Source organism: Qipengyuania sp. HL-TH1 (assembly GCF_036365825.1).
GTDB lineage: Bacteria > Pseudomonadota > Alphaproteobacteria > Sphingomonadales > Sphingomonadaceae > Qipengyuania > Qipengyuania profunda.
This window is the reverse complement of sequence record NZ_CP142675.1, coordinates 1,044,898-1,070,600: the sequence shown is the minus strand read 5'-3', so window position 1 is coordinate 1,070,600 and position 25,703 is coordinate 1,044,898. Positions and strand designations below refer to the sequence as shown.

Annotated in this window: 30 protein-coding genes; 22 read left to right on the top strand and 8 right to left on the bottom strand. The window is 63.3% G+C overall.

Features of this window, described 5'->3' with window-relative positions; translation table 11 throughout:
* Positions 1–85 precede the first annotated feature (85 nt).
* The 6 genes from VWN43_RS05835 to VWN43_RS05810 all read left to right on the top strand — a co-directional run bounded on the left by VWN43_RS05835 (position 86) and on the right by VWN43_RS05810 (position 2,926).
* Entirely contained in the window at positions 86–733 is a 648-nt protein-coding gene (locus VWN43_RS05835) for a hypothetical protein (protein ID WP_320180293.1), read from the top strand.
* A gap of 22 nt (positions 734–755) precedes the next feature.
* On the top strand, positions 756–1,190 hold the full coding sequence (locus VWN43_RS05830; protein ID WP_320180294.1) for a phage holin family protein: 435 nt from the start codon (positions 756–758) through the stop codon (positions 1,188–1,190).
* Entirely contained in the window at positions 1,187–1,510 is a 324-nt protein-coding gene (locus VWN43_RS05825; protein ID WP_320180295.1) for a hypothetical protein, read from the top strand. Before VWN43_RS05830 ends, VWN43_RS05825 begins: the two co-directional genes overlap by 4 nt.
* A gap of 48 nt (positions 1,511–1,558) precedes the next feature.
* Positions 1,559–2,089 carry a hypothetical protein gene (locus tag VWN43_RS05820; RefSeq protein WP_320180296.1) on the top strand — a complete coding sequence of 177 codons (531 nt, stop codon included), beginning with the start codon at positions 1,559–1,561 and terminating at the stop codon, positions 2,087–2,089.
* A gap of 110 nt (positions 2,090–2,199) precedes the next feature.
* Complete coding sequence (locus VWN43_RS05815) at positions 2,200–2,430, top strand: DUF4170 domain-containing protein (RefSeq protein ID WP_253515866.1); 231 nt, start codon at positions 2,200–2,202, stop codon at positions 2,428–2,430.
* 7 nt (positions 2,431–2,437) lie between these two features.
* The gene (locus VWN43_RS05810) at positions 2,438–2,926 is read left to right on the top strand and encodes a GNAT family N-acetyltransferase (RefSeq protein ID WP_320180297.1); all 489 of its coding nucleotides are present in this window, start codon (positions 2,438–2,440) and stop codon (positions 2,924–2,926) included.
* A gap of 27 nt (positions 2,927–2,953) precedes the next feature.
* On the opposite strand, the gene greA is transcribed toward VWN43_RS05810, so the two are convergent.
* The 4 genes from greA to carA form a co-directional block, all read right to left on the bottom strand.
* Positions 2,954–3,421 carry a transcription elongation factor GreA gene (gene greA / locus VWN43_RS05805; protein ID WP_253515871.1) on the bottom strand — a complete coding sequence of 156 codons (468 nt, stop codon included), beginning with the start codon at positions 3,419–3,421 and terminating at the stop codon, positions 2,954–2,956.
* A gap of 112 nt (positions 3,422–3,533) precedes the next feature.
* A complete protein-coding gene (gene carB, locus VWN43_RS05800) occupies positions 3,534–6,857 on the bottom strand; it encodes a carbamoyl-phosphate synthase large subunit (protein WP_320180298.1) in 3,324 nt (1,107 codons plus the stop codon).
* Positions 6,857–7,084 (bottom strand): hypothetical protein, encoded by a 228-nt coding sequence (locus VWN43_RS05795; protein WP_320180299.1) that lies wholly within the window; start codon positions 7,082–7,084, stop codon positions 6,857–6,859. The genes carB and VWN43_RS05795 overlap by 1 nt, the downstream gene beginning before the upstream one ends.
* Position 7,085: 1 nt before the next feature.
* The gene (gene carA / locus VWN43_RS05790) at positions 7,086–8,267 is read right to left on the bottom strand and encodes a glutamine-hydrolyzing carbamoyl-phosphate synthase small subunit (protein WP_320180300.1); all 1,182 of its coding nucleotides are present in this window, start codon (positions 8,265–8,267) and stop codon (positions 7,086–7,088) included.
* A 149-nt stretch (positions 8,268–8,416) separates the two neighbouring features.
* On the opposite strand from carA, the gene VWN43_RS05785 reads away from it, so the two are divergent.
* From VWN43_RS05785 to VWN43_RS05720, 15 genes are all read left to right on the top strand, one after another.
* A complete protein-coding gene (locus tag VWN43_RS05785; RefSeq protein WP_320180301.1) occupies positions 8,417–8,938 on the top strand; it encodes a GatB/YqeY domain-containing protein in 522 nt (173 codons plus the stop codon).
* A complete protein-coding gene (locus tag VWN43_RS05780) occupies positions 8,935–9,678 on the top strand; it encodes a hypothetical protein (protein ID WP_330768352.1) in 744 nt (247 codons plus the stop codon). Before VWN43_RS05785 ends, VWN43_RS05780 begins: the two co-directional genes overlap by 4 nt.
* 4 nt (positions 9,679–9,682) lie before the next feature.
* On the top strand, positions 9,683–10,384 hold the full coding sequence (locus VWN43_RS05775) for a hypothetical protein (RefSeq protein ID WP_320180304.1): 702 nt from the start codon (positions 9,683–9,685) through the stop codon (positions 10,382–10,384).
* A 36-nt stretch (positions 10,385–10,420) separates the two neighbouring features.
* Positions 10,421–12,277, top strand: a complete 1,857-nt coding sequence (gene dnaG, locus VWN43_RS05770; RefSeq protein ID WP_320180305.1) for a DNA primase — start codon at positions 10,421–10,423, stop codon at positions 12,275–12,277.
* Positions 12,278–12,329: 52 nt separating this feature from the next.
* Positions 12,330–14,228: an RNA polymerase sigma factor RpoD gene (gene rpoD / locus VWN43_RS05765; RefSeq protein ID WP_420493560.1), complete on the top strand. Its 1,899-nt coding sequence runs from the start codon at positions 12,330–12,332 to the stop codon at positions 14,226–14,228.
* Positions 14,137–14,349: a sigma-70 family RNA polymerase sigma factor gene (locus tag VWN43_RS16335; RefSeq protein ID WP_420493559.1), complete on the top strand. Its 213-nt coding sequence runs from the start codon at positions 14,137–14,139 to the stop codon at positions 14,347–14,349. The genes rpoD and VWN43_RS16335 overlap by 92 nt, the downstream gene beginning before the upstream one ends.
* Positions 14,350–14,510: 161 nt before the next feature.
* Entirely contained in the window at positions 14,511–15,923 is a 1,413-nt protein-coding gene (locus tag VWN43_RS05760; protein ID WP_320180307.1) for a sensor histidine kinase, read from the top strand.
* Entirely contained in the window at positions 15,914–16,261 is a 348-nt protein-coding gene (locus VWN43_RS05755; protein WP_320180308.1) for a response regulator, read from the top strand. The genes VWN43_RS05760 and VWN43_RS05755 overlap by 10 nt, the downstream gene beginning before the upstream one ends.
* Positions 16,262–16,333: 72 nt before the next feature.
* Positions 16,334–16,771, top strand: a complete 438-nt coding sequence (gene rpiB / locus VWN43_RS05750; protein ID WP_320180309.1) for a ribose 5-phosphate isomerase B — start codon at positions 16,334–16,336, stop codon at positions 16,769–16,771.
* A gap of 3 nt (positions 16,772–16,774) precedes the next feature.
* A complete protein-coding gene (glyA, locus tag VWN43_RS05745) occupies positions 16,775–18,088 on the top strand; it encodes a serine hydroxymethyltransferase (RefSeq protein ID WP_320180310.1) in 1,314 nt (437 codons plus the stop codon).
* 11 nt (positions 18,089–18,099) lie between these two features.
* Positions 18,100–18,324, top strand: coding sequence for a hypothetical protein (locus VWN43_RS05740; protein ID WP_320180311.1), 225 nt, complete (start codon positions 18,100–18,102; stop codon positions 18,322–18,324).
* Positions 18,325–18,795 carry a transcriptional regulator NrdR gene (gene nrdR / locus VWN43_RS05735; protein ID WP_253515924.1) on the top strand — a complete coding sequence of 157 codons (471 nt, stop codon included), beginning with the start codon at positions 18,325–18,327 and terminating at the stop codon, positions 18,793–18,795.
* Entirely contained in the window at positions 18,782–19,510 is a 729-nt protein-coding gene (locus VWN43_RS05730) for an RNA methyltransferase (protein WP_320180312.1), read from the top strand. The genes nrdR and VWN43_RS05730 overlap by 14 nt, the downstream gene beginning before the upstream one ends.
* Before the next feature lie 86 nt (positions 19,511–19,596).
* Complete coding sequence (locus VWN43_RS05725) at positions 19,597–19,905, top strand: hypothetical protein (RefSeq protein ID WP_320180313.1); 309 nt, start codon at positions 19,597–19,599, stop codon at positions 19,903–19,905.
* 123 nt (positions 19,906–20,028) lie between these two features.
* Positions 20,029–20,325, top strand: coding sequence for a hypothetical protein (locus VWN43_RS05720; protein ID WP_320180314.1), 297 nt, complete (start codon positions 20,029–20,031; stop codon positions 20,323–20,325).
* Here the strand turns inward: VWN43_RS05720 and VWN43_RS05715 are convergent.
* On the bottom strand, positions 20,322–20,639 hold the full coding sequence (locus VWN43_RS05715; protein WP_320180315.1) for a chorismate mutase: 318 nt from the start codon (positions 20,637–20,639) through the stop codon (positions 20,322–20,324). The genes VWN43_RS05720 and VWN43_RS05715 overlap by 4 nt on opposite strands.
* 205 nt (positions 20,640–20,844) lie before the next feature.
* Between VWN43_RS05715 and rpsD the strand changes: the two genes are divergently transcribed.
* Entirely contained in the window at positions 20,845–21,459 is a 615-nt protein-coding gene (rpsD, locus tag VWN43_RS05710) for a 30S ribosomal protein S4 (protein ID WP_253515954.1), read from the top strand.
* Between the two features lie 77 nt (positions 21,460–21,536).
* Here the strand turns inward: rpsD and VWN43_RS05705 are convergent, their stop codons facing one another.
* The 3 genes from VWN43_RS05705 to tgt form a co-directional block, all read right to left on the bottom strand.
* Entirely contained in the window at positions 21,537–23,531 is a 1,995-nt protein-coding gene (locus VWN43_RS05705; protein WP_320180316.1) for an alpha/beta hydrolase family protein, read from the bottom strand.
* A 258-nt stretch (positions 23,532–23,789) separates the two neighbouring features.
* On the bottom strand, positions 23,790–24,551 hold the full coding sequence (locus VWN43_RS05700) for a M50 family metallopeptidase (protein WP_320180317.1): 762 nt from the start codon (positions 24,549–24,551) through the stop codon (positions 23,790–23,792).
* Between the two features lie 25 nt (positions 24,552–24,576).
* A complete protein-coding gene (gene tgt / locus VWN43_RS05695; RefSeq protein WP_320180318.1) occupies positions 24,577–25,701 on the bottom strand; it encodes a tRNA guanosine(34) transglycosylase Tgt in 1,125 nt (374 codons plus the stop codon).
* Positions 25,702–25,703 lie beyond the last annotated feature (2 nt).

The following is a 25,703-nucleotide window of genomic DNA, read 5'->3' as shown; positions in this document are numbered from 1 at the left end:
GCCGGAACATTGGTGTGCAAGTTGCGTTGCAACATTGAAGGCTAAAACGCCGGACGACAACCAAGTGAGGGCAAGGACCAGCATCATGGCAGAAACCACCGCAGGCGGCGCACCCAAGAAGCGCAAAAGTCCTGCCACCCAGAAACCCGCAGCCAAGAAATCCGCCACCGCCGCCAAGCCGCGCAAACCCGCGGCGAAGCAAGGCGCCGCGAAGGAGACAGTTATGACCAATACCGCAACGCCGGGAAATGCCACCGATAATCGCACCGAAGCCAAGTCGCGCTTCAATGCCGCGCTCGAGGAAGCCAAGGCCGGCGCTGCCGCGCTCAAGGCCGAAGGCAAGGACCGCGCCACCGCCTATCGCGAACAGGCCAAGGGCAAGGGTGACGACTGGGTCGCTGAAGCGCGCACCTATGGCGAAGACGCCAAGGTCAAGGGCCGCGAACTGGCGACCGAAGGCAAGGTGAAGGCTGGCGAAGGCCTGCGTTCGCTCAGCAAGCTGGTCGATGAAAACGCCTATCAGGTCGACGAGAAGCTCGGCGCGAAATATGGCGATTATGCCCGCACCGCCTCGAAGTCGCTCGATGGCTATGCCAGCAAGCTCGACGAGAAGAGCGTCGACGACCTCGTCGAAGACGGTCGCGAATTCGTCCGCAAGAGCCCGGGCAAGGCAATCGGCATAGCCGCCATTGTCGGCTTCATGCTTTCGCGCCTATTCCGCGGTTCGCGCTAAGCGACCGATTACGGGGGACTGCATGCGCGACGATGACACCGAACGGGCCGACGAATATCCCGGCCCGTTCGATTTGCCCGACGAACACGAGGCTTCCGAACCGGAGGGCGAGGACGCTCAGCCATTTTCGCTGACCGATGACGTCCTCGCGCTTATCGAGGATGGCAAGAGCTATGCCGAGGCCGAGCTGCGGTTTCAGAAAAGCCGCGCTGGTTATATCGGCAACCGGACCAAGGGTGCCATTGCGTTCGCCCTGGGCGCATTCGGCGTGTTCCACCTTGCCCTGATTGCGGCAACGGTCGGAATAGTGATCGCACTGGCGCCCGTCATCGGCCCATGGGCCGCAACCGCGGTTGTCACGCTGGCGCTGATCATCGCCGGAGTTGTCATGTTGCGCCTTCTCAAGGGACGGCTCGACGATATCCGCGATGCCTTCGATGATGGGGATGGCGAATGAGTGATCGTCGTACACGCATGCTCGAGGATAAATATCTGCGCGAATCCGCCCGTGCCCTCGTCGAGGCGGATATCGAGCATCTCAAATCCGATTTTTCGCACAAGAGCCTGGGCGAGCGAGCGTTCGACCGGGTCCGCGAAGGCGCTGCCGACCTCTATGAAGAGGCTATCGATGTCGCCGATGACAACCGCGGGGCGCTCGCCGCGCTGGTCGCGGCGATCGTCGTCTGGTTCGCACGCAATCCGATCCTCGATGTGCTCGGCTTCGATCGCGAAGCCAATGACGGGCGCGATGAATATCACGGAGATTTGGAACGTTAGGCCCGCTCGATCCGTTGGCTTTACGAACACAAATTCCGGAGATTTACCATGGCCGATGCAGCCGAGAACAACGTCACCCCGATCAGCGCCGACAGCAAGTTGAACGACGAGCAGAAGCGCGAGCAATTGCGCGACCGGATCGAAGCGGGTGAGAAGCGCAACGAAGCGCGTAGCCTGGCCGACCAGGCCAAGGACGCTGCCGACAGCGCAGTCGAATTCACCAAGAAGCACCCCTTCGCCGTTATCGGCGGTGTACTCGTTGCCGGTCTGGCGATCGGCGCGATGACGCGTCCGGGCCGCCGGCTCGGTCGTCGCGGCGGTACCATCGCGGCAATCGCCGCCGATGCCGCGCTCGCCTATGGCGCGCGGATGATCGACAGCATGGCCGACGGCGCGCAGTTCGCCGGCGACCGGCTCGAGGATCTGGGCGACAGCGCTGCCACTACCGCACGCGGGCTTCGCCGCGATGCGGCCTACAAGCTCGACGTGGCCGGTGATGCGCTGCGTAGCTCAAGCCGCAAGGCCGGACGCAAGAGCAGCCGCGCCTATCGCGCGCTGCGGACCGGCATCAAGCACTAGGCACAAGCATCGCAAGGATGCCGTAGCGGCGCGACGGGCTTGCCTGTCGCGCCGCTTTCGCTATGTGCCGCAGCCATTCCTCTCCCCTCCCCTTCGAGAAAGACGATTCCATGGAAGAAACCGAGAGCAAGCAGACGCTCTACCTCGTGATGGGCGGCCGGGTGACCGATCCGCGCAGCGTGACCTTTGCCGATCCCGAAAGCATCCACGTCGCCGGCGTGTTCAGCAGCAACGAAGCTGCGGTAGATGCCTGGCGCTCCAACGCGCAGCGTACTGTCGACGATGCCGAGATGAAGTATGTGATCGTCCACCTTCACAAGTTGCTCGATCCGAGCGCCTAATTTCGCGATGGCCTATGTAATCAGGCCGTATCGCGACGATGATGCCGAGGTGCTGGCCGAAATACTCGCCTTGGCGATCACCGATATCGGGCCGCATGCCTATTCGCCCGCGCAGGTTGCTGCGTGGGCCGCACGCCACCCCGGTGCCCGGCGGTACCGGGAGCGGGTTGCCGCTGGCGATGTGATCTTTGTCGCAGCCGATGTCGATGACCGGCCGGTCGCCTACGTCCTGCTCGAGCAGGACGGGCATATCGACCATCTCTACAACCATCCCGAGCATACGCGGCGCGGCCTGGCCACGCAGCTGCTGGCAACTGCGGCGACCTATGCGCGCAAACACGGGATGGAGCGCCTCTACGCCGAGGCCAGCGATCTTGCCCGCCCCGCTTTCCAGCGGGCCGGCTTCACCGCGACGCACAAGCGCGAATTCACCATTCCGCATGGGGACCGGGACGTCCCGATCCACAATTGGGGAGTGGAGAAACCCCTGTCGTGAGGCCCCGCATACCCGGGGCCCCGCCGATCAGATGAATTCGATCTTGTTGATCAGGTAGAACTTGTCGCCCGAGGGAACGGTCACTTCGACCTCTTCATCCAGCTGCTTGCCAATTAGCGCGCGCCCGATCGGCGAATTGTAGCTGATCCGGCCCTTCGCAGCATCGGCTTCAGTCTGGCCCACGATCTGGTAACGCACAGGCTTGTCGTTCTCGTCGAGCAACGTGACCGTTGCCCCGAAGATCACCTTGTCGCCCGACAGCGTGGTGGGATCGATGATCTGCGCGCGGGTAATCTTGTCCTCAAGGTCGGCGATCTGCGTTTCAACATGGCCCTGGCGTTCCTTGGCCGCGTGATATTCGGCATTCTCCGACAGGTCGCCATGCGCACGTGCTTCCTCGATCGCATCGACGATCAGGGGACGCTCGGCGCGCAGGACCTTGAGTTCCGCCGTGAGCTGTTCGTAGCCCTCGGCCAGCATCGGCACTTTTTCCATAGGGCTCTTGTCCTTCCTGTTCCGGCTGACCCCCCGGGGACAATTCGGACCCGGTCCGCCGGATTGCGGAACACAAGCGGTTCGAATGTCGGGAGGGGGAGCGTGTTTTTCGTCAGCTATAATAGTCTTGCAACGAACGTACTTCAAGCTGGTCCGGCGAAACCTCTGCGATTGCTTGCGCAACGGCCAGCGAAGCGGCGGCCGTGGTGTAGTAGGGCAGCTTCTTTTCCAGCGCCGCTTCGCGGATCGATTTGCTGTCGAGCAGCGACTGCCAGCCCTCGGTGGTGTTGAAGATCAGCTGCACCGCGCCGTCGATAATCGCATCGACGATATGCGGGCGCCCTTCGGCCACCTTGTTGACCGGTTCGACCGCGAGACCCTGCTGGACCAGATACTGCTGCGTGCCGCCGGTGGCGATGACGCGGAAACCCTTGTCGAGCAGCGTCTTTACGGCCGGCAGGATCAGCGGCTTGTCGGTATCCTTGACCGACACGAACAGCGTGCCCGACTGCGGCGGGGTCATGCCCGCGCCCAGCTGTGACTTGAGGAAAGCCGCGGCAAACCCGCGATCGATCCCCATCACCTCGCCGGTCGATTTCATCTCGGGCGATAGCGCCGGGTCGGCACCGGGGAAGCGCGCGAAGGGGAACACCGCTTCCTTCACCGCCATGTGGTTGGGGTTAAGGTCGAAGGGTTCGAATGCGCTCAGCGGCTCGCCCGCCATGACGCGTGCGGCGACCTTGGCGATGGGCCGGCCGATCGCCTTGGCGACGAAGGGCACCGTGCGGCTGGCGCGCGGATTGACCTCGATCAGATAGACCTCGCCCTCCTTGACCGCGAACTGGACATTCATCAGCCCGCGCACTTCCAGCGCCACGGCCAGTTCGGTCGCCTGGCGCTCCATCTCGGCGATGATGGCCTGTGGCAGGCTGTAGGGCGGCAGCGTGCAGGCACTGTCGCCCGAATGGACGCCGGCTTCCTCGATATGCTGCATTACGCCAGCGATCCGCACTTCGGTGCCGTCGGAAACGACATCGACATCGCATTCCACCGCATCGCGCAGATATTGGTCGACCAGCACCGGGCTGTCGCCGCTGACATTAACCGCGGTGGCGATGTAGTCGTCGAGTTGCGCTTCGCTGTCGACGATTTCCATCGCGCGGCCGCCCAGCACGTAGCTCGGGCGCAGCAGCACCGGATAGCCGATCCGCGCCGCCACCGCGGCGGCCTCGTCGCGGCTCTTGGCGATGCCGTTCAGCGGCTGCTTCAGCTTCAGCTTGTTGATCAGCTTGGCAAAACGTTCGCGGTCTTCGGCTAGGTCGATCGCATCGGGACTGGTGCCGAGGATCGGAATGCCTTCGCGTTCGAGCGCGGCGGCCAGCTTGAGCGGAGTCTGCCCGCCGAACTGGACGATGACGCCGACCACTTCGCCCTTCGACATCTCGACGCGCATGATCTCGAGCACGTCTTCCTCGGTCAGCGGCTCGAAATAGAGCCGGTCCGAAGTGTCGTAATCGGTCGAGACGGTTTCCGGATTGCAATTGACCATGATGGTTTCGAACCCGGCCTCGGCCAGTGCGAAACAGGCGTGGACGCAGCAATAATCGAACTCGATGCCCTGCCCGATGCGGTTGGGCCCGCCGCCCAGGATGACGATCTTCCTGCGGTCGGACGGGTCCGCCTCGTCCTCGGGCTCGCCAAAGCTGGGGGCCTCGTAGGTCGAATACATATAGGGCGTGATCGCCTCGAATTCGGCGGCGCAGCTGTCGATCCGCTTGTACACCGGATAGACGCCGAGCTTGCGGCGCAGATTGCGCACTTCCTGCTCGCTCGTCGCACCGGCCATCGCGCGCAGTGCATCGTGCAGCAGGCCCGACCGCTTGGCCTGCGTTTCGCCCAACCCGCCCGCGACGCCGACCGACCGCACCGCCAGCGTGGCAAGCCGCTTGTCCGAAAAGCCCATCGCCTTGAGGCGGCGCATCTCGGTCTCGGTATTGGGCAGGCCGTTATGCGCGATCATGTTCTCTTCGTAGATGATCGCTTCGATCTGGCGCAGGAACCAGGGATCGAATCCGGTGATCGGCTGGATATCCTCGACGCTCAGCCCCTCGCGGAAGGCCTGCGCGATCTTGAGGATGCGTTCGGGGGTTCGCTGGCTGAGCGAGGCGACGATCTTGTCACGCGAAACGCCTTCCAGCTCGGTCACCCGGTTGAACCCGTCGAGATCGGTTTCGAGACCGCGCAGCGCCTTCTGCATCGATTCGGCAAAGCAGCGACCGATCGCCATGACCTCGCCGACCGATTTCATCGCGGTCGACAGTTCGTTCTTGGCGCCCTTGAACTTCTCGAACGCGAAGCGCGGGATCTTGGTCACGACATAGTCGATCGTCGGTTCGAAACTGGCCGGGGTCGCGCCGGTGATCTCGTTCTGGATCTCGTCGAGCGTGTAGCCCACCGCCAGCTTGGCGGCGACGCGCGCGATCGGGAAGCCGGTCGCCTTCGATGCCAGCGCGGAGGACCGCGACACGCGCGGGTTCATCTCGATCACGATCAAGCGGCCGTCTTCGGGATTGACCGCGAACTGGACGTTCGAGCCGCCGGTTTCGACCCCGATCTCGCGCAGCACGTTGATGCTGGCGGTGCGCATGATCTGGTATTCCTTGTCGGTCAGCGTCAGCGCAGGCGCCACGGTGATGCTGTCGCCGGTATGCACGCCCATCGGATCGACATTCTCGATCGAGCAGATGATGATGCAATTGTCCTTGCGGTCGCGCACCACCTCCATCTCGAATTCCTTCCACCCGAGGAGCGATTCCTCGATCAGGACTTCGGTGGTGGGCGAAGCTTCGAGGCCTTCGCGGACGATCCGTTCGAACTCGGGCTTGTTATAGGCGATCCCCCCGCCCGTACCGCCGAGCGTGAAGCTGGGGCGGATGATCGAGGGCAGACCGGTGCGTTCGAGCACCGCAAGCGCCTCGTCCACCGTATTGGCGACGCCGCTGCGCGCGCTTTCGAGCCCGATCTTGTCCATCGCCTCGCGGAAACGCTGGCGGTTCTCGGCCTTGTCGATCGCGTCGGCATCGGCGCCAATCATCTGCACGCCGTATTTCTCGAAGGTGCCGTCGTTGAACAGCGCCAGCGCGCAATTGAGCGCGGTCTGCCCGCCCATCGTGGGGAGCACCGCGTCGGGGCGCTCCTTGGCGATGATCTTGGCAACGATCTCGGGCGTGATCGGCTCGACATAGGTCGCGTCGGCCATTTCCGGATCGGTCATGATCGTGGCGGGGTTGGAGTTGACCAAGATGACCCGGTAGCCCTCCTCCTTCAGCGCCTTGATCGCCTGCGTGCCGGAATAGTCGAACTCGCACGCCTGGCCGATGATGATGGGACCTGCGCCGATGACGAGGATCGAGGAGATGTCAGTGCGTTTGGGCATTAGCTTAGAAATTTCCCCATATCGACCAGCTCTTGGTAGGCCTTCTTAGAAAGCCTCAAGGTTTGAGAAAGCTTTCCGGGATACTCGCGGTCGACGGATCCAAATGTATCGATCTGGATGAACGTCTCGCCGTTGGACTCGACGATGCCAATAGTTGCATCGACTTCCGTATGGCTTCTTGCTCCGGTTTTCGTTTGCGTGTGTTCGAATTTCCGAACTGTAGCCATCTTAGTTCTCCAGCATCCCTACGAATTTCTCGAACAGGTAGAAGCTGTCCTGCGGGCCGGGGCTCGCCTCGGGGTGGTATTGCACCCCGAACGCCCGCTTACCCGTGATCGCGATCCCGCAATTGGTGCCGTCGAACAGCGAGACGTGGGTTTGCTCCACGCCTTCGGGCAGGGTCTCGCCGTCGACCGCGAAGCCGTGGTTCATGCTGGTGATCTCGACCAGGCCGGTGCTCTCGCCCCACCCTTCCCCGACACGCTGGACGGGGTGGTTGGCGCCGCGGTGGCCCTGGAACATCTTGGCGGTCTTCGCGCCTGCTGCGAGGCCGAGCATCTGGTGGCCGAGGCAGATGCCGAACAGCGGGACGTCGCGCTCGAGCAGCCCCTCGATCACCGGCACCGCATATTCGCCCGTCGCCGCCGGATCGCCCGGGCCGTTCGAGAGGAACACACCATCGGGCTGCAGCGCGAGCACTTCGTCGAGCGTGACGCGCGCGGGCACGACCGTGACCTTGGCGCCCGCCTGCACGAGGTTGCGGAAGATGTTGTCCTTCGCGCCGTAGTCGATCGCCACGACATGCGGCTTGGTGGCCTTGGCTTCGCCATAGCCGAAGCCGAGCTGCCAGTGGCCGCCGGTCCAATCTTCATTGGCGTCGCGGGTCACACCGGGGACGAGATCGAGCCCTTCGAGCCCGCTCCATTCGGCGGCCTGCGCCTTCAGTGCCGGAAGGTCGAATTCGCCGCGCGGACTGTGCGCGATCACCGCATTGGGCGCGCCCGCCATGCGGATCCGGCGGGTCAGCGCGCGGGTATCGACGCCCGACAGGCCGATCTTGCCATGATCCTTCATCCATTCGACAAATTCATTCTGCGCGCGGAAGTTCGAATGCGGGGTCACTTCCTGCCGCACCACGCAGCCCACCGCGCCGAGGCCGCGGCTTTCGTGGTCTTCCTCGTTCGCGCCGACATTGCCGATATGCGGGAAAGTGAAGGTGACGATCTGGCTGTCGTAGGACGGATCGGTCATCACTTCCTGATAGCCCGTCATCGCGGTGTTGAAGCACACCTCGCCCACGGCAGTGCCGGTGGCGCCAAAGCCCTTGCCCCAGATGACGGTGCCGTCGCCCAGCACGAGGACTCCCGTCGCGCCTGAGGGTTGCGCGTGCGAAGATGCGGACAGGGCCATGGGCGCTCCGGGTAAAAGTTTTCCAGCGATGTTGCTAAGCCTCAGCGGCTAGAGACGCGCTGGCGTTCCGTCAAGCGCAACGCTTGGCTTTGCGGCAGCTTGTTCTACAGGACGTATGAACCATCCACAGCTTAGTGCAAGGAGGCGTCATGCTCCGCGAGAAAATCCAGTCCGAAACCGTTACCTCGATGAAGGCCAAGGACAAGGACCGCACCGCCGCGCTCCGCCTGATCGGCGCGAAGATCAAGGACCGCGACATTGAAGAGCGTGGTCTTAAGGCGAAGGCCGAAGGTCGCGCCGTCGACTACGATCAGGACCATAATCCCATTCCTGCCAGCGCCTACACACCGCCTGAGTCCGACGATAGCATGATCACAGAAGTTCTGCTCAAGATGGCCAAGCAGCGCCGCGAATCGATCGAGATGTACGAGGATGGCGGCCGCCAGGAGCTTGCCGACAAGGAAAAGGCCGAGCTGGCGGTGATCGAGGAATTCCTGCCGCAGCAGATGAGCGAGGACGAAACCCGCGCCGCGATCGCGCAGATCAAGACCGACCTTGGTGCCGATGGCATGAAAGACATGGGCCGCGTGATGGGGGAACTCAAAGGCCGCCACGGCGCTACTCTGGATATGAGCAAGGCCAGCGGACTGGTGAAGGAAGCCCTATCATGAACAAGATCGTATTCGCCCTCCCCCTTTCGCTGGCGCTCGCCGCCTGCGGGTCCGCCGATGAACCGCCGACCGATCTGGAAAACGCGGAGAGCGATGGCGCGGCCGCGGCGCTCGCGCGCAATATCGAGGCAGGCGAATTCCTCGATCTCGATCTTGGTGCAAAGATCGTCGGACCGCAGGGTCCCGAAGTGACCAGCGCGCTGTCGAACGCCGAAGGCAATTTCGCCGACCTACGCAGCTTCGTCGCATGTCCTGCGGACATGACCGAATGCGATCCCGCGGCCGCGCCCGAAGGCACGATCTATACCTATGTCCATGTCGTCTATCCGGGCGAGGATAATGAGGCAGGGACCGGCAGCGGCGAAGGCAATGATTCGTCCGATGTCGAACGCGCGACCGCGTTTCGCATGACCCGCCCGGCGACCGGGTTCACCGGCGCGGCCGGTTATTCGAAAGACGAGGCGATGGCCGCCATCGGCGCCAAGGCCGATGTCGTCATCACCTGCGACGATGGCGCGCTGGTGTGGACCGTCAGCGCCGGTGATGGCGGCGACCAGTGGGAGCAGGCCGAACCCCTGACCTTCTGGTGGCAATCGACCGTCGCACCTGCGGGTCCGGCTGCCGCCTATGCGATCGACGCCAATTACGCGCAGGCGACGGGCAGCGGCCCCTACCCCGCCGATGCGCCCGGCGCGCCCAACGCCTGCAACGCACCCGCCGTAGCGGGCGCGGAAGGGTAATCGCATGATCCGCGCCACCGCGATCGCGGCCACTATCGGGTGTTTGGCCTTGGCTGGCTGCGGGAATAGCGAGCCGGCGCCCGCGCCTTCCCCCACGCCGACCATCGCCGCCCCGCGCACGCTGGTCGGGGCGGATCTCGATCTGGGAACGCTCGGCGCGAAGATCGTCGGGCCGCAGGGACCCGAGGTCGAAACCGTGCTCAGCGCGGGCAATCGCCAGATCGGCACGCTGGTCAGCTATGTCGCCTGCCCCGCCGGGACGCTAGTGTGCGAACCCGGTGAGATGCCTGCGGGCACTGTCTACACCTACGTCCATTCAATCACGCTGGTGGACGCCGAAGACGTCGCCGAAGGTCCTGTCGCCGATGCTCCCGACCTGCGCGAAACCCCGCCCACGCTGTTCCGCACGCTTCGCGCGGCGACCGGGTTCAACCAGGCGGTCGGCTATTCGACAGCGGAGGCCGAAGCCGCGCTGGGCGATCCCGATGCAATTTCGATCACCAATGACAATGGCAGCCTGATCTGGCGCGTGGTGCGCGGTTCGGGCTGGCAACCGGGCGGCACGGTCACGCTGTGGTGGCAGTCCACCGCTGCGCCTCAGGGTCCGGCGGAAGCCTATCTGTTCGAACTCGACGGCCAGCAGGTTGCTACCACCGGCCCGTTCCCGCCGGAGGATAAGCCTGTGGAGGGTTCCGCCGCGCGCTAGCGGTGGCCGCATACCGGCGATAAGGTCTGCGACCTTATGGCCCTGTCACCCCAATGGTTAGACGAATTGCGCATGCGGACCACGCTGTCCGCGGTGATCGGTCGTACCCTGCGGCTGACCAAGGCGGGCCGCGAGTTCAAGGCCTGTTGCCCGTTCCATAACGAGAAGACGCCGAGTTTCTACGTCAATGACGAGAAGGGCTTCTACCATTGCTTCGGCTGCGAGGCGCATGGCGATGCGATCCGCTGGCTGACCGACCAGCGCGGCCTGCCGTTCATGGATGCGGTGAAGGAACTGGCCGCAGAAGCCGGGATGGAAGTCCCCGCCCCCGATCCGCAGGCCGCCCGCCGCGCCGAGCAACGCGCCAGCCTCCACGATGTGACCGCCGCGGCGCAGGAATGGTTCGAGGGTAATTTGCGCGGCGCAGACGGGGTGCAGGCGCGCAGCTATCTCGGGCGGCGCGGGTTTTCCGATGCGACGGTGCGCGAATTCGGTTTCGGCTATGCGCCTGAGGACCGGCAGGCGCTCAAGCGCGCGCTGGGCCGGTTCGAGGAGCCCATGCTGATCGAGGCGGGCATGCGGATCACGGTCGAGGACAAGGAACCCTACGACCGCTTCCGCAGCCGGTTGATGCTGCCGATCCACGATACGCGTGGGCGGGTGATCGCCTTTGGCGGCCGGATCCTCGACAGCGAAGCCAATCCCAACGCGCCCAAATATCTCAACAGCCCCGATACACCGCTGTTCGACAAGGGCCGCACGCTTTACAATCTCCACCGCGCTGCGCCCACCGCGCGGCAGAGCGGACGGATGATCGTGGTCGAAGGCTATATGGACGCCATCGCGCTGGCCAATGCGGGCATTCGCGAGGCGGTCGCCCCGCTGGGGACCGCGCTGACCGAAAACCAGATCGAGCTGCTCTGGCGCCAGGTCGAACGGCCGATCCTGTGCTTCGATGGCGACAAGGCCGGGCAACGCGCGGCGATGCGCGCCATTTCCCGCGCCCTGCCGATGCTGCGCCCTGCGCATTCGCTGGCAATCGTGCGCCTCCCCACGGGGATGGACCCCGACGATGTCGTCCGCGACCAGGGCGTCGGCGCAATCGAGCAATTGCTTGCCGAACCGGCCAGCCTGCTCGACACACTGTGGGACTTCGAGAAAGCGGCTGCCCCGCTCAATTCGCCCGAGGACAAGGCCGGGCTCAAGGCGCGCCTGCTCGACCATGTCGATAGCATCCAGCACCCCGATATTCGCGCGCTGTACAAGCGCGAGCTGCTGGAGCGGTTCTCCGCCTATGCCTTCCCCCCGCGCCCGCCGCGCGAATTCCGCCCGCGCGGCGAGTGGCAGAAGGGCGGCTTCAAGCCCCCCGCACCCCGCTTGTCGCCCGAGGCCCGCGACAGCCTGACGCGGGCGATGGCGGGCGGTGCGCGCGATTCGCTGACCCGCGCGGTGATCGCGGGACTGGTCAAGTTTCCCGATCAGATCCTGCGCCACGAAGACGCGCTTTCGGACCTCGCGCGGCGTGACCAAAATGTCGGTCCGGCACTCGATTCGCTGCTTGAAGCTGCCGAGACGCTTGATTTGTCCGCGCAATCGACCATATCGCTCGAGCGAGGCCTTCCCGCCCCACCGGCAAAAACCTTATTCGCCTTCCTCGATGAAGGCATCGACCCGGGTGATGCGCGCGAGGATCTGGCCGAGGCCGTGTCGCTCCTGGTCGAAAGACCAGCGCTGGAATCCGCTTTGGCGGAGGCTACAGCGCGCTTTGAACGCGATCCGGAAGGTTCCATCGCCGAACAGGGCCGATTGCGCGAGCGATTGCTGGCCCTGAACGAGCGTTTGAAGCGTTTTGGGCGTAGGAAAGCTGCAGCAGACGGCGAATCGGACACATGATCTTGGCGGGAACGCGGCCCGCTGGAAGTTTTAGACTGGATTAGAAATCTTTATGGCCACCAAGTCGAAGACCACGGACGATGGCGACGCTCCCCTGATCGACCTCAACGAAGCCTCGATCAAGAAGCTGATCGCCAAGGCGAAGCGCAAGGGTTACGTCACCTACGACGAGCTCAACGACGCGCTGCCGCAGGGCGAGATGAGTTCGGACCAGATCGAAGATATCCAGTCCGCCCTGTCCGACATGGGTGTGCAGATCGTCGAAAGCGACGAGGAAGCCGAAGCCGCGGCCGAGGAAGATTCCGAAGTCGAGGAAATCGCAGCGGGTGCCAAGAAAGACACCAAGGCCGCAGCCAACAAGCCCACCGCCACGCGCAAGCTCGCCACCGGCGAACGCACCGATGACCCGGTCCGCATGTACCTGCGCGAAATGGGCGCGGTCGAACTGCTCAGCCGCGAAGGCGAAATCGCGATCGCCAAGCGCATCGAAGCCGGCCGCGACATGATGATCATGGGCCTGTGCCAGAGCCCGATCACCTTCCACGCCATCATCCAGTGGTCCGAAGCGCTCAACGCCGAGGAAATGCAGCTGCGCGAGATCCTCGATCTCGATGCCATGCTGTCGAAGGAACCCCCGCCCGAGAAGATGGAAGCGGGCGAGGATGAAGACGACGACGGCGAGATTTCCGAGGAAACCGCCGGTCCGACGATTCGCGACGACGATGAAGACGAGGATTCGGAAGAAGAAGGCGAAGAGGGCGAGGAAGGTTCGTCCAAGAGCGACGACGAAGAGGAAGAGGACAACACCATGTCCCTTGCTCAGATGGAAGCCGCGCTCAAGCCGGATGCCATCGAACGGTTCGCGCGCATCGCCGACCTCTTCGGCAAATTCGAGAAGCTCCAGAAGGAGCGCGTCGACCTGATGGCCAAGGGCGAGGTTTTCACCCGCGCCAAGGAAAAGAAATACGAAGCGCTTTCGGAACAGCTCACCGCCGAAGTCGAAAGCGTCCAGTTCCACGCGACCAAGATCGAATTCCTGGTCGACAATCTCTACGCCTTCAACCGCCGCCTGACCGCGCTGGGCGGCCAGATGCTGCGCCTTGCCGAACGCCACAAGGTCAAGCGGATCGATTTCCTCGATGCCTATATCGGCAACGAGCTCGACGATAGCTGGCTCAAGGAACGCGCCAAGAAGGACAAGAAGTGGGCGGCCTTCGCCGAGAAGGAAGGCGATGCGGTCGAACGCATCCGTGCCGAGATCTCGGACATCGCCAGCCAGACCGGCATGGCGCTGGAAGAGTTCCGCCGTATCGTGAACATGGTCCAGAAGGGCGAGCGCGAGGCGCGTATCGCCAAGAAGGAAATGGTCGAGGCGAATTTGCGCCTCGTGATCTCGATCGCCAAGAAATACACCAACCGCGGCCTGCAGTTCCTGGATCTCATCCAGGAAGGCAACATCGGCCTGATGAAGGCGGTCGACAAATTCGAATACCGCCGCGGTTACAAGTTCAGCACCTATGCCACCTGGTGGATCCGTCAGGCAATTACCCGCTCGATCGCCGATCAGGCACGCACGATCCGCATCCCGGTCCACATGATCGAGACGATCAATAAGCTGGTGCGCTGCAGCCGCCAGTTCCTGCACGACCAGGGCCGCGAACCGACACCCGAAGAGATGGCCGAGAAGCTCTCGATGCCGCTCGAGAAGGTGCGCAAGGTGATGAAGATCGCCAAGGAACCGATCAGCCTCGAAACGCCGATCGGCGACGAGGAAGATTCTGCATCTGGGCGATTTCATCGAGGACAAGAACGCGATCATCCCCGTCGATGCCGCGATCCAGGCCAACCTCAAGGAAACCGTGACCCGGGTTCTGGCCAGCCTCACCCCGCGCGAAGAACGCGTACTGCGCATGCGCTTCGGTATCGGCATGAACACCGATCACACGCTTGAGGAAGTCGGCCAGCAGTTCTCGGTCACCCGTGAACGTATCCGCCAGATCGAGGCCAAGGCTTTGCGCAAGCTCAAGCACCCGAGCCGTAGCCGCAAGATGCGTTCGTTCCTCGATCAGTAGACGCATGCGCAACCTGCGGGAGCGCATGCCCATCACCCCAACCGGCAAATTCTTTAAGATTGCCGGGAACCGTTGGGCGTCCAATGCTTTAAGGCGCCATGCGGGGAGAAATACGAGGGGGCCCGGTCGCGAAATTGGCCGGTGTTCGGGGATCATCGACGTTGGATAGGGCTATCGACTTCAAGCTCGTGCTCGCGCACTCGCCGAACGCCTATCTGCTGCTCGATCACGAGCTGAATATACGATGGGCAAACGATACCTATCTCGAGCTCATGGATCGCGAGCGCGACGACATCGTCGGCCGTCATGTATTCGATGCATTCCCGAACGAAGGTGAGAGCCGCCAACAACTCCAGACCTCTTTCGACCGGGTGCTCGAGACGGGTGAGCCCGACGAAATCGCGCATATAAAATACGATATTCCCAATGCCTCGGGCGGCATGGATGCGCATATCTGGAGCACGACCCAGGTTCCGATCCTCGACGATAGCGGGGCCGTCGAATACATTCTCCAGCATCCCATCCAGATCACGAAGATCGAACAGCGCGATACTGCGGGCGTTGTCCGCCGGGCCGAAGCGGTCGAAGAGCGGTGGCGCGGCGCGTCGAAGGAATTGGACCGGCTGCGCGCCTTGCTGGAACAGGCGCCCGGTTTCGTGGCCGTACTTGCAGGTCCGGAACACCGCTTCGTCATGTCGAATGCCGCCTATCGCCGCCTGATCGGGGAGCGCGAACTGGAAGGCAAGAGTGTGGCGGAGGCGCTGCCCGAAATCGCCGAACAGGGCTTCGTCCAGGTGCTCGACAGGGTCATGAGGACCGGCGAACCCTATTTCGGACGCCGGGAAAAGGTCCTGCTGAAAAGCAGCGATGACGACGAACTGCGCGAACGGCATCTCGAATTCATATTCCAGCCCATTCGCGGTCCCGATCGCTTCGAGGGTGTGCTGGTCCAGGGGTATGATGTCACCGAGGAAGTGGTGGCCGAGGAAAGCCAGCGCATCCTGATCAACGAACTCAACCACCGCGTGAAAAACACGCTGGCTGTCGTTCAGGGCCTGGCGCAGCAATCGTTCAGGGGTGACAAGCAAAATCCCCAGCTCGATATCTTCGTCGAACGGCTGGCGGCTTTGGCCAGTGCGCACAGCCTGCTGACCGAACGGCGGTGGGAATCGGCGGATCTGGCAACCATTGTCCGGGGGGCGCTCGAAGCAACCGCCGGGACCCGCCAGTCCCGCTATACGCTCGATGGGCCGGATATCCGTCTCGAGCCGCAGCCCGCCGTCGCCTTGGCGATGGTGATCCATGAATTGTGCACCAATGCGGTGAAGTACGGCGCGTTTTCGACCGAGGGTGGCTCGGTTGATATTCACTGGTCGCTCGAACAGGGCGCCGACGGCAGCCGGCTCGTTCTCGATTGGCGCGAAACCGGCGGCCCGACGGTCGCGAAGCCGGACAGGACCGGATTTGGATCGCGGCTCATCAAGCGCGGGCTCGGCACACCGGGGAGCCGCACCGAGATCGACTATGCACCCGCCGGCCTCCACTGCCGCCTCGAGGGCATTCTATGCCCCTGACCGGCAAGCGGATCCTGGTGGTCGAGGACGAGCCCATCATTGCCTTCTCGCTCGAGGACATGCTCCTCGAGGACGGCGCCGATGTGGTCGCCGTGGGCTCGCTTGAAGAAGGGCTCGATCAGGTCGAAGCCGGGACGTTCGATTTTGCCATTCTCGACATCAATCTGCATGGCGAGAAAAGCTACCCCATCGCCTTCGAGCTCGTGCGCAAGGGCGTCCGCTTCGTCTTCGCCAGCGGCTACGGCGACGCCGAACACCCGGCAGAATTGGCAGATGTCACCACGCTGACCAAGCCCTATGTGCTAGACGATATCCGCGATATCGCGATCGACAACTGACCCTATCAATCCGGCGTGGGCAACCGCCACAAGGAGGTGGCGAGCCGCGGCGGAAACGACTATGGGGCGCGCATGCGTATCGCCATAGCATCCGACCACGCCGCGCTCGATCTCAAGACCGAGCTGCGCGACTGGTTGATCGAACAGGGCCACGAGGTCGCCGACCTTGGTCCCGAGACCGCCGACAGCGTCGATTATCCCGACTTCGGCTACAAGCTGGCCAGCGTCGTCGCCGATGGCACCGCCGAGCGCGGTGTTGCCCTGTGCGGGAGCGGGATCGGCATTTCGATGAGCGTCAACCGCAATCCCGCCATGCGCTGCGCGCTGGTGGGGGAACCCCTCTCGGCCACCCTCGCCCGCGAACACAATGATGCGAACTGCATCGCCATGGGCGCCCGCCTGACGGGCAGCGACATGGCCAAGGCGTGCCTTTCCGCCTTCCTCGAAACCCCCTTCGCCGGCGGCCGCCACCAGCGCCGCGTCGACAAGCTTTCCAACCCGGACATCTGATCTATGGCTACCCAGGCAAAAGACACCGCGCGCGATCCGAGGGACCGTTTCTGGCACGATACGCTGGCCGAAGCCGATCCCGAGATCCATGCTGCGATCCGCAACGAATTGGCCCGCCAGCAGGACAAGATCGAGCTGATCGCCAGCGAAAACATCGCCTCCACCGCGGTTCTCGAAGCCACGGGTAGCGTGTTCACCAACAAATATGCCGAAGGCTATCCCGGCAAGCGCTATTACGGCGGCTGCGACTATGCCGACGTCATCGAAACGCTGGCGATCGACCGCGCCAAGAAGTTGTTCGGGTGCGAATTCGCCAACGTCCAGCCCAATTCGGGCAGCCAGATGAACCAGGCCGTGTTCCTTGCGCTGCTGCAGCCGGGCGACACTTTCATGGGGCTCGACCTCAATTCGGGTGGTCACCTCACGCATGGCTCGCCGGTCAATATGAGCGGCAAGTGGTTCAATCCGGTCAGCTACGGTGTGCGCCAGGATAACGAGCTGATCGACATGGACGAAGTCATGGCGATCGCCAAAGCCAACAAGCCCAAGCTCATCATTGCGGGCGGCACTGCCTATTCGCGCGTGTGGGACTGGGCCGCTTTCCGCATGGTGGCGGATGAAGTCGGTGCCTATCTGATGGTCGACATGAGCCACATTTCGGGCCTCGTCGCGGGCGGCGCCCACCCCAATCCTTTCCCCCATGCGCATGTCGTGACCACCACTACGCACAAATCGCTGCGCGGCCCGCGTTCGGGCGTGATCCTGTGGAATGACGAGGCGCTGACCAAGCCGTTCAACATGGCGGTTTTCCCCGGCATGCAGGGCGGCCCGCTGATGCATGTCGTCGCCGCCAAGGCTGTGGCCTTTGGCGAGGCGCTGCGCCCCGACTTCAAGGACTATGCGCGGCGCGTCGTCGACAACGCCCGCGCGCTGGCCGAAGGGATCGAGGCCAATGGCTTGCGCGTCGTGTCGGGCGGGACGGACAACCACTCCATGCTGGTCGATCTCACCGCCAAGGACGTGACCGGCAAGGCCGCCGAAGCCGGGCTCGACCGCGCCTGGCTGACCTGCAACAAGAACGGCATCCCTTACGACACGCGCAGCCCCTTCGTGACCAGTGGCATCCGCCTCGGCACGCCGGCAGGGACCACGCGCGGTTTCGGGCCTGACGAGTTCAGAACCATTGGCGCGCTGATCTGCGAAGTGGTAGATGGGATGTCGCGCAACGGCCCCGAGGGCGACGGCCAGGTCGAAGAGCAGGTGCGCGGCAAGGTTGCCGAACTGTGCGCTGCCTTCCCCGTCTATCCGGGGCGCTGAGGAGACGAGTGATGGACGAGCAGGACCCCAAGCACCAGGATCACGAGCTTCTTTCCGACGCCAAGGACGAGGTGAAGGACATGGCGACCAAGGGCCTCGACCATCCTTCGACCAAACCGGTGCTGACCGGCGCGGCCGTCGGCGCGATTGCGGGCGGCCTGCTGCCCGTCGTGACCTGGCCGATCGGTCTCGTCGCAGGCGCAGGTTTCATGCTCTACAAACGTCTCCGACCGTAAATGCGCTGCCCTTTCTGCGCGCATGACGACAGCCAGGTAAAGGACAGTCGTCCGACCGAGGATTCCACTTCGATCCGGCGGCGGCGGCAATGTTCCAGCTGCGGCGCGCGCTTCACCACCTTCGAACGCGTCCAGCTGCGCGAGGTTACCGTGCTCAAATCGGGCGACCGCCGCCAGCCCTTCGACCGTACCAAGCTCGAACAGTCGATTGCGCTCGCCTGCCGCAAGCGCGATGTCCCGCAGGAACGCATCGATCAGCTGGTCAGCGGGATCCAGCGCCAGGTCGAAACCGCGGGCGAGGCGGAGATTGCTTCGCAGCGTATCGGCGAAATGGTGATGGACGGACTGCGCGGCTTGGACAGCGTCGCCTATATCCGCTTTGCCTCGGTCTATCGCGACTTCAGCGAAGCGCGCGATTTCGAGGAATTTGCCAGCACTGTGCAGGAAGCGGCCGCCAATGAGCGAAGCTGATACGCGCAAACCCGTAATCGTCCTCGTCCGCCCGCAGCTGGGTGAGAATATCGGCAAGGCGGCGCGCGCGATGCTCAATTTCGGACTGGTCGAAATGCGGTTGGTCGAGCCGCGCGACGGCTGGCCCAACCCCGCGGCCGGCCCTGCCGCGGCGGGCGCGGACATCGTGCTCAATCAGGCCCAAGTGTTTGCCACCACTGCCGAAGCCGTCGCCGATTGCGCGCATGTTTATGCCACGACAGTGCGCAAGCGCGGTGTGACCAAGCCGGTCGTCACGCCCGAGCAAGCCAGCCAGGAAATCGCCGCAGCGCAGGGTCGCAGCGCGATCCTGTTCGGGCCCGAGCGTTCGGGTCTGGAGACCGAGGACGTAGCGCTGGCCCGCGCGATCCTGACCGTACCGATCAATCCAGAATTCGGATCGCTCAACCTCGCGCAGGCGGTGATCCTGTGCGCCTATGAATGGTCGAAGCACGAACAATTGGTCCAGCCCACGCAGGAAGACCTCCTGCCACCCGCCCCGCAGGAAGATCTCGATGGGCTGGTGGCGCATCTCGAGGGCATGCTTGCACCCAAGGGCTATTTCCTCCCCGAGTCGCGCGCCGAAGCATCGCGCCGGACCCTGCGCGGTGTGCTCACCAAGCCGGGCTGGAACCATCTCGAAGTCCGCACCCTGCGCGGGGTTTTGTCTTCCCTGGCACGCCCACCCAGAGACTAGGTCCTTCTAATTTCTTGATTTCGCGATCTTGTGGTAGTCTTTTTCTGCCCTCCTTTTGCAAGGGTCGGATGGTGAGAGGACAAGACATGACAAATACAGCTACAATAGCGCTTTTTGCTGGCGCCCTATTCTTCACAGTTCCTGCGATTGCTCAGGACGATTCCGAAAATCCCGACGCGGCCGCAAAGGTTGCTTTGAGCGATGAGGCCGAAGACGCTGCGGTGGAGCGCCAGGACGAAACCATCGTTTGTCGTGAACTGGCCCCCAAGGCGGGCACGCGCATCCCTGGTCGCGAGGTCTGCCTGCCGGTTTATAAGTGGGAAGAATGGGAACGGACGACACGCGAAACGGCGAATGATGTCGAACGGCGCGGGCGGATCAGAAATAATCCCTGACAATCCCGGCTGGGCTCGATAGGCTGCTTTCGCATCTTGCAATCCGCGCCTCACGCTTGGGGTGGACTAGCGCGGATTGCCTATCGATGGCCCATGCCATGGGCTGGCTCACAGGAGGAAAATGTGAAGACCAAGTATCTGACTATCGCTGCGAGCGCTGCCGCACTCTTTCTGCTTCCCTCATCCGCATTGGCGGATGGCGAAAAGGGCGTAGTCGGGGACGAGGACAGTGCAGCCGCCAAGGATGAGGCGACGATCGTTTGCAAGCGTCAGCCCCCGCCCGTAGGCTCGCGCCTGGGCGGCAAGAGGGTTTGCAAGACTAACGCCGCATGGAAGATCGAGCGCGAAGCCGCTAGCGCTGCCGCGCGTGAAAACCAGGATCGCAGCGGCACGGGCAACACCCGTAGCACCGCTGGCTAGTTTCCTTCGCGGAGCCGGTCCCACTCGACCAGCTCGTAAGCGATTGAGGTTTCCACCAAATCTTCCCAAATCTGCATAAGCGGGTCTGCCGGAAGATTGCGGCGAACCGCATCGGAGCGCGCATTGCCGACCACTTCGGCTTTGCGCGCTTCGTCGCGTACGGCGTGGCGGTCGGATTTGATCCGTGCCGCCGCGCGCATGTAGCCGAACCGCCGCTCGAGCAAATCCATCAATTCGCGGTCGGTCGCATCGACGCCGCGCCGCACGTCGCGCATATCGGTGCAGTCGTCGGGCAGTTTGTAATCCTGGGTCATGGCGCAGCGCCCTGCCCCGCTTGCTCCGCCTTGTCGAGCGCCTATGTTACCGCTTGACGCGCAGCCCGATATTGATAAGAGCGCGCCTTCGCAAATTGGCTCCGCACCCCGGTGAAGCGGAAGCCGCGTCGAACCCCCGGTTCGGCGGTGTGATGCCGGGTTTGATGGCCGTCGACGGGATGGCCCAGCAAATTGGAGAATATCTATGACGAAGCGCACCAGCGCCAAGTACAAGCTCGACCGCCGGATGGGTGAAAACATCTGGGGTCGCCCGAACAGCCCGGTCAACAAGCGTTCCTACGGCCCCGGCCAGCACGGTCAGCGCCGCAAGAGCAAGATGAGCGACTTCGGCCTGCAGCTGCGCGCCAAGCAGAAGCTCAAGGGCTATTACGGCGACGTCACCGAGAAGCAGTTCAAGCGCACCTACAAGGAAGCGTCGGCCATGAAGGGCGACACGGGCCAGAACCTCGTCGGCCTGCTCGAACAGCGTCTCGACATGGTCGTCTATCGCGCCAAGTTCGCGCCGACCATCTTCGCCGCCCGCCAGATCGTGAGCCACGGCCACATCCTCCTCAACGGCGTGAAGACCAACATCGCCTCGGCGCGCGTCAAGGTCGGCGACGTTGTCGCACTCGGCAAGAAGGCGCAGGAAATGGCGTTGGTCATCGAAGCGCAGAGCCTGCCCGAGCGTGACATTCCCGACTACGTCGCTCCCGACGGCAACGACAAGGTGACCTTCACCCGCGTGCCCAAGCTCGACGAAGTGCCTTATCCGGTGACGATGGAACCGAACCTCGTGGTCGAATTCTACTCGCGCTAAGCCTCACCGGCAGCGACACAGAAAAAGGGCGGTCCCGCGCGGGGCCGCCCTTTTCTTTGTGGTGGGTATGCCTTGGTTCAGGAGCCGAGGTTGGTGGAGAGGAACGCGTCGATCCGCATCAGCATGTCCTTGCGCGCTGCACTATCGCGGAGCGAGTGTTCCAAGCCCTCGAATTCGAGATACTCGACGGATTTGCCCGCTCGCCTTAGTGCCGCTTCCATATCGCGCGACTGCTCGACGTCGACGTTGTTGTCGGCCGTGCCATGGACGAGGAAGACAGGTGCGGCGAAGGACTGAGCGTTGCGCATCGGGCTGCCCTGTTCGAGATGCGGTCCATCGCCGACGAATTTCTGAACGAGGCGGAAATTGGAGGACATTCTCTCCTCCTCGATCAGCTGCCGCCAATCGGTGACCGGCGCGACCGCGACCACAGCCTTGTATAGCTCGGGATCCACGACCTGCGATTGCAGCGCTGCGTAGCCGCCATAGGACCACCCGACGATCGCAAGTTTTTCCGAATTCGCAATCCCCTGCGAGACCAGCCAGCGACCGGCATCGTGTACATCGCCAATGGCGGTACGCCATGCCTTGACGCCGTTCTTGCCGAACCAAGCCTTGCCGTAGCCTGTCGAGCCGCGGAAGTTGGGCTGCAGCACCGCATAGCCCCGTGCGGCAAAGAACTGGACCAGCCAGTCGAAGCCCCATTCGTCCCGGGCGGAAGGGCCGCCGTGCGGCATGACGATGGCGGGTATGTTCTTTCCGTCCGACCCGGTCGGCAGTGTGAGGTAGCCGGGGATCAGGGTTCCGTCGGCGGCAGGAAAGGTTACCGGCTTCATCTCGGCCAGTTGGCGCCCCTCGGTCATCTCACGCACGGGCAGCAACGGGCTCAGCTCGTTGGTATCGCGGTTGAAGCGATACAGCATGCCCGGATCGACATCCGACCCCGTAACAATCAGCAGCTTGCGCTCGTCCTCGCTCGCACCGACGAAATTCACCATGGGCTGGCCGGGAAGTGCATTGCCCAGCGCAATAGCCAGATCGCGCAGTCCGGGGTCGAAATATTTGACCAAGCGTTTCTCGGTCGCGAAACTGGCACCGATCACGCGCTGGCGACGGCCTATCGTTACCAGATCGTCGACATCGGCACCCTCGGCGGAAAGCACCAGCGACTTCGCCAGGCTGCCATCAAGCGCAATCGAATAGAGGTTGGTAAAACCCCGGTCGCCGTAATCGAAACCATACACCACATTACCGGCTGCATCGACAGCATGCGGTTCAAATCCATCAACGGTCTGGCTGTCGATCTCCGCCCGAGAAAGCGGCTGCCAGCGCTGTGACCCTTGCTCGCGGTAAAAGTAGGCCAGCTCATCCTTCGAGTAACCGCGCGCTGTTGCGTTACCGGTGCCTTTTATCCGAACGACGCCGTTACTGTCCGCGATATATCCGAAAGTGTCCTTGTCCGGCGCTTCGACACGCTTTTCTCTCCCCGTATCGACATCGTGCGAAACGACGCCAAGACCGTCCTTCTGATTGGCAAGGCGTGTGTTGAGCGAGCTTTCCTTGCCATATAACCGGCTAACTAGGATCGAACTGTCGTCGCTCTCGGCATTGAGCGAGACGATCCCGCCGCCGTAATAGGTATGGCTCAGAGCCCGCAGCGAGCGGGCGCCCTCGATAACGTTTGGTTCGCTGCCATCGGAATTCACCGCAATCATGCGGGTTGCCGAGATGAAGCGCCCGATCGACTCGTCCTCGCGCGATACAATCGTCTGGCAAACAAGGCGCTGTTCGGTGATCCAGTTGCAATAGGCCAGATCGCTCATGACATCGAGTGCGGCAAGCGCGCGTTGCGGCGGCGTGCCCGCAGCAAGGTCGACCGTGTAAAGCGCTTCGCCGCCCGCGCCGACGCTGGCGACATAGGCAAGCTTGTCACCCGAAGGCGACAGGCTGGCATGGATCACCGATTGCCGCGCGCCAAAGGCGGTAGCGTCTTCTTCAACGGTCTCTGCGGAGAGCGGCGTGGCAGCCGCGCAAAAAGAAATGGCGGCGACACCCGCGAGTAGCTTGTTCATGAATACGACCCCTCAAGTAATAATGCGTCGAAGCCTAACAACCAGTGGCATCAATGCAACCTCAGAGAGGCCTGATTGCGGCCCGATGGCCGCCTACCCAAATGGACAACCGCCTTGGGCTCAACCCATGCTTGAAGGGGGTTCACTTGTCCTTTCGCCGGACAAGGATGGGTGCAACACTCGTCCGCGGCATCAAGACGAAGGCCCAACATGAACATATTGCTGCTCGACGCACATCCGGACCGTGAGCGCTTTGCATCAGTAGCGGCTGGCCACCTGCAGCGATTTCCACACCATCGCGGCGATCGCGAGCGTGATCGCCCCGCCCCAGAACCAGTAGGGCAGGAACAGAGCATCGGCGATGCGGCCGGTGTCGGACAAGACCGCTTGCCCGCCAAGCTGGCCGCCAGGACTGAAGAGATAGCCGAGGTCCTGATATACGCTCACGGCGCCCTGCACGCCGAGGAACTCGACCGCGATGCGTTCCCATTTCGCATTGCCGCGCAGCGCGATGTAACCCGCCGCCACGGCGAATAGCGGCAGCACGATCCAGCCCGCTATTGATCGCACCCAGATGAGCGTCGTTACCACCAGCGCCGCTGCCAAGCCCAGAAGGACCCAGCGGGTGGCCCGCCGCGACCGCGAGGCGATAATCATCAGGCACCCCGCAATACTCGGACCCAGCAACCCTGCCGCCGCGACGATCGCCTGGCCGATGCCCCACATACTCCCGGAATATTCGGCAAAGCCCGAGCCATTGGCGAAAATCACCAGACGCTCGAACTCGGCGCCGAGCAACATCGCGGTCAGCCCGTGCGCCATCTCGTGGAACCAGGTCGCCAATAGCGTAAACGGCATCAGCGCCAGCGTCCCGATCTCGGTCTGCCAGGCGATAATCGTCAGTACTGCGAAGGCGAGGATATAGCTCTGCTCGCGTTGAATGGCCGGCTGCATGTGGTCCTCCGCATAGGGCAGGCCCCATTTTGCGGGCGCGACGAGCGGCTGGGGATTATCCGTCATCCGGGGAGCCTATCGCCCGCGCGCCTCAACGCAAGTAGTCGCGGCGGAAATCGCTGGCGAATTGCGCGAATTGTCCGGCCGCGATTGCATCGCGCATCGCCTGCATAAGCTGCTGGTAGAACGCGATATTGTGCTCGGTCATCAACATCGCGCCGAGGATTTCCTGCGACTTGACCAGATGGTGCAGATAGGCGCGCGTATAGGTGCCGCAGGTATCGCAGGTGCAGCGGCTGTCGAGCGGTTCTTCATCTTCGGCGAAGCGGGCATTGCGCAGGTTGATCGGGCCGTTCCAGGTGAAGGCCTGGCCGTTGCGACCCGAGCGGCTGGGCAGGACGCAATCGAACATATCGACCCCGCGCTCGACCGCGCCGACCAGATCGTCGGGTTTGCCTACGCCCATCAGGTAGCGCGGGCGGTCGGTCGGCAATTGACCGGGGGCGAAATCGAGCGTGGCGAACATCGCCTCCTGCCCCTCGCCCACGGCGAGCCCGCCGATGGCGTATCCGTCGAAGCCGATATCGGCGAGCTTGTCCGCGCTGATGCGGCGCAGGTCCTCGTCGAGCGCGCCCTGCTGGATCCCGAACAGCGCCGACCGCGCGGCATGCTCGCCGCCCGCGTCGAAGCCATCACGGCTGCGCTGCGCCCAGCGCATCGACATTTCCATGCTCGCGGCGATCTCGTCGCGCGGGCGGTCGGCACGCGGGCATTCGTCGAACGCCATCACGATGTCGCTGCCCAGCAGGCGCTGGATTTCCATGCTGCGCTCGGGCGTCAACATGTGTTTGGACCCGTCGATATGGCTGCGGAACTCCACTCCCTTCTCGGTCAGCTTGCGCAGGTCGGACAGGCTCATCACCTGGTACCCGCCGCTGTCGGTCAGGATCGGGCGCTGCCAGTTCATGAACTTATGCAGACCGCCCAGCCTCGCCACCCGCTCGGCCCCCGGGCGGAGCATCAGGTGGTAGGTATTGCCGAGGATAATGTCCGCGCCCGTCTTGCGGACGGTCTCGGGCTTCATCGCCTTGACCGTTGCCGCAGTGCCGACCGGCATGAATGCAGGCGTGCGGATTTCCCCGCGCTGCATCGCAATGCTGCCAGTGCGCGCGGCACCATCGGTAGCGTGGATGGTGAATGCGAAACGTTCGCTCATGG

Bases quoted from the DNA above. Each gene is read 5' to 3' on its own strand.
- VWN43_RS05835 (WP_320180293.1), top strand. From the start codon at position 86: ATGGCAGAAACCACCGCAGGCGGCGCACCCAAGAAGCGCAAAAGTCCT.
- VWN43_RS05830 (WP_320180294.1), top strand. From the start codon at position 756: ATGCGCGACGATGACACCGAACGGGCCGACGAATATCCCGGCCCGTTC.
- VWN43_RS05825 (WP_320180295.1), top strand. From the start codon at position 1,187: ATGAGTGATCGTCGTACACGCATGCTCGAGGATAAATATCTGCGCGAA.
- VWN43_RS05820 (WP_320180296.1), top strand. From the start codon at position 1,559: ATGGCCGATGCAGCCGAGAACAACGTCACCCCGATCAGCGCCGACAGC.
- VWN43_RS05815 (WP_253515866.1), top strand. From the start codon at position 2,200: ATGGAAGAAACCGAGAGCAAGCAGACGCTCTACCTCGTGATGGGCGGC.
- VWN43_RS05810 (WP_320180297.1), top strand. From the start codon at position 2,438: ATGGCCTATGTAATCAGGCCGTATCGCGACGATGATGCCGAGGTGCTG.
- greA (WP_253515871.1), bottom strand. From the start codon at position 3,421: ATGGAAAAAGTGCCGATGCTGGCCGAGGGCTACGAACAGCTCACGGCG.
- carB (WP_320180298.1), bottom strand. From the start codon at position 6,857: ATGCCCAAACGCACTGACATCTCCTCGATCCTCGTCATCGGCGCAGGT.
- VWN43_RS05795 (WP_320180299.1), bottom strand. From the start codon at position 7,084: ATGGCTACAGTTCGGAAATTCGAACACACGCAAACGAAAACCGGAGCA.
- carA (WP_320180300.1), bottom strand. From the start codon at position 8,267: ATGGCCCTGTCCGCATCTTCGCACGCGCAACCCTCAGGCGCGACGGGA.
- VWN43_RS05785 (WP_320180301.1), top strand. From the start codon at position 8,417: ATGCTCCGCGAGAAAATCCAGTCCGAAACCGTTACCTCGATGAAGGCC.
- VWN43_RS05780 (WP_330768352.1), top strand. From the start codon at position 8,935: ATGAACAAGATCGTATTCGCCCTCCCCCTTTCGCTGGCGCTCGCCGCC.
- VWN43_RS05775 (WP_320180304.1), top strand. From the start codon at position 9,683: ATGATCCGCGCCACCGCGATCGCGGCCACTATCGGGTGTTTGGCCTTG.
- dnaG (WP_320180305.1), top strand. From the start codon at position 10,421: ATGGCCCTGTCACCCCAATGGTTAGACGAATTGCGCATGCGGACCACG.
- rpoD (WP_420493560.1), top strand. From the start codon at position 12,330: ATGGCCACCAAGTCGAAGACCACGGACGATGGCGACGCTCCCCTGATC.
- VWN43_RS05755 (WP_320180308.1), top strand. From the start codon at position 15,914: ATGCCCCTGACCGGCAAGCGGATCCTGGTGGTCGAGGACGAGCCCATC.
- rpiB (WP_320180309.1), top strand. From the start codon at position 16,334: ATGCGTATCGCCATAGCATCCGACCACGCCGCGCTCGATCTCAAGACC.
- glyA (WP_320180310.1), top strand. From the start codon at position 16,775: ATGGCTACCCAGGCAAAAGACACCGCGCGCGATCCGAGGGACCGTTTC.
- VWN43_RS05740 (WP_320180311.1), top strand. From the start codon at position 18,100: ATGGACGAGCAGGACCCCAAGCACCAGGATCACGAGCTTCTTTCCGAC.
- nrdR (WP_253515924.1), top strand. From the start codon at position 18,325: ATGCGCTGCCCTTTCTGCGCGCATGACGACAGCCAGGTAAAGGACAGT.
- VWN43_RS05730 (WP_320180312.1), top strand. From the start codon at position 18,782: ATGAGCGAAGCTGATACGCGCAAACCCGTAATCGTCCTCGTCCGCCCG.
- VWN43_RS05725 (WP_320180313.1), top strand. From the start codon at position 19,597: ATGACAAATACAGCTACAATAGCGCTTTTTGCTGGCGCCCTATTCTTC.
- VWN43_RS05715 (WP_320180315.1), bottom strand. From the start codon at position 20,639: ATGACCCAGGATTACAAACTGCCCGACGACTGCACCGATATGCGCGAC.
- rpsD (WP_253515954.1), top strand. From the start codon at position 20,845: ATGACGAAGCGCACCAGCGCCAAGTACAAGCTCGACCGCCGGATGGGT.
- VWN43_RS05705 (WP_320180316.1), bottom strand. From the start codon at position 23,531: ATGAACAAGCTACTCGCGGGTGTCGCCGCCATTTCTTTTTGCGCGGCT.
- VWN43_RS05700 (WP_320180317.1), bottom strand. From the start codon at position 24,551: ATGACGGATAATCCCCAGCCGCTCGTCGCGCCCGCAAAATGGGGCCTG.
- tgt (WP_320180318.1), bottom strand. From the start codon at position 25,701: ATGAGCGAACGTTTCGCATTCACCATCCACGCTACCGATGGTGCCGCG.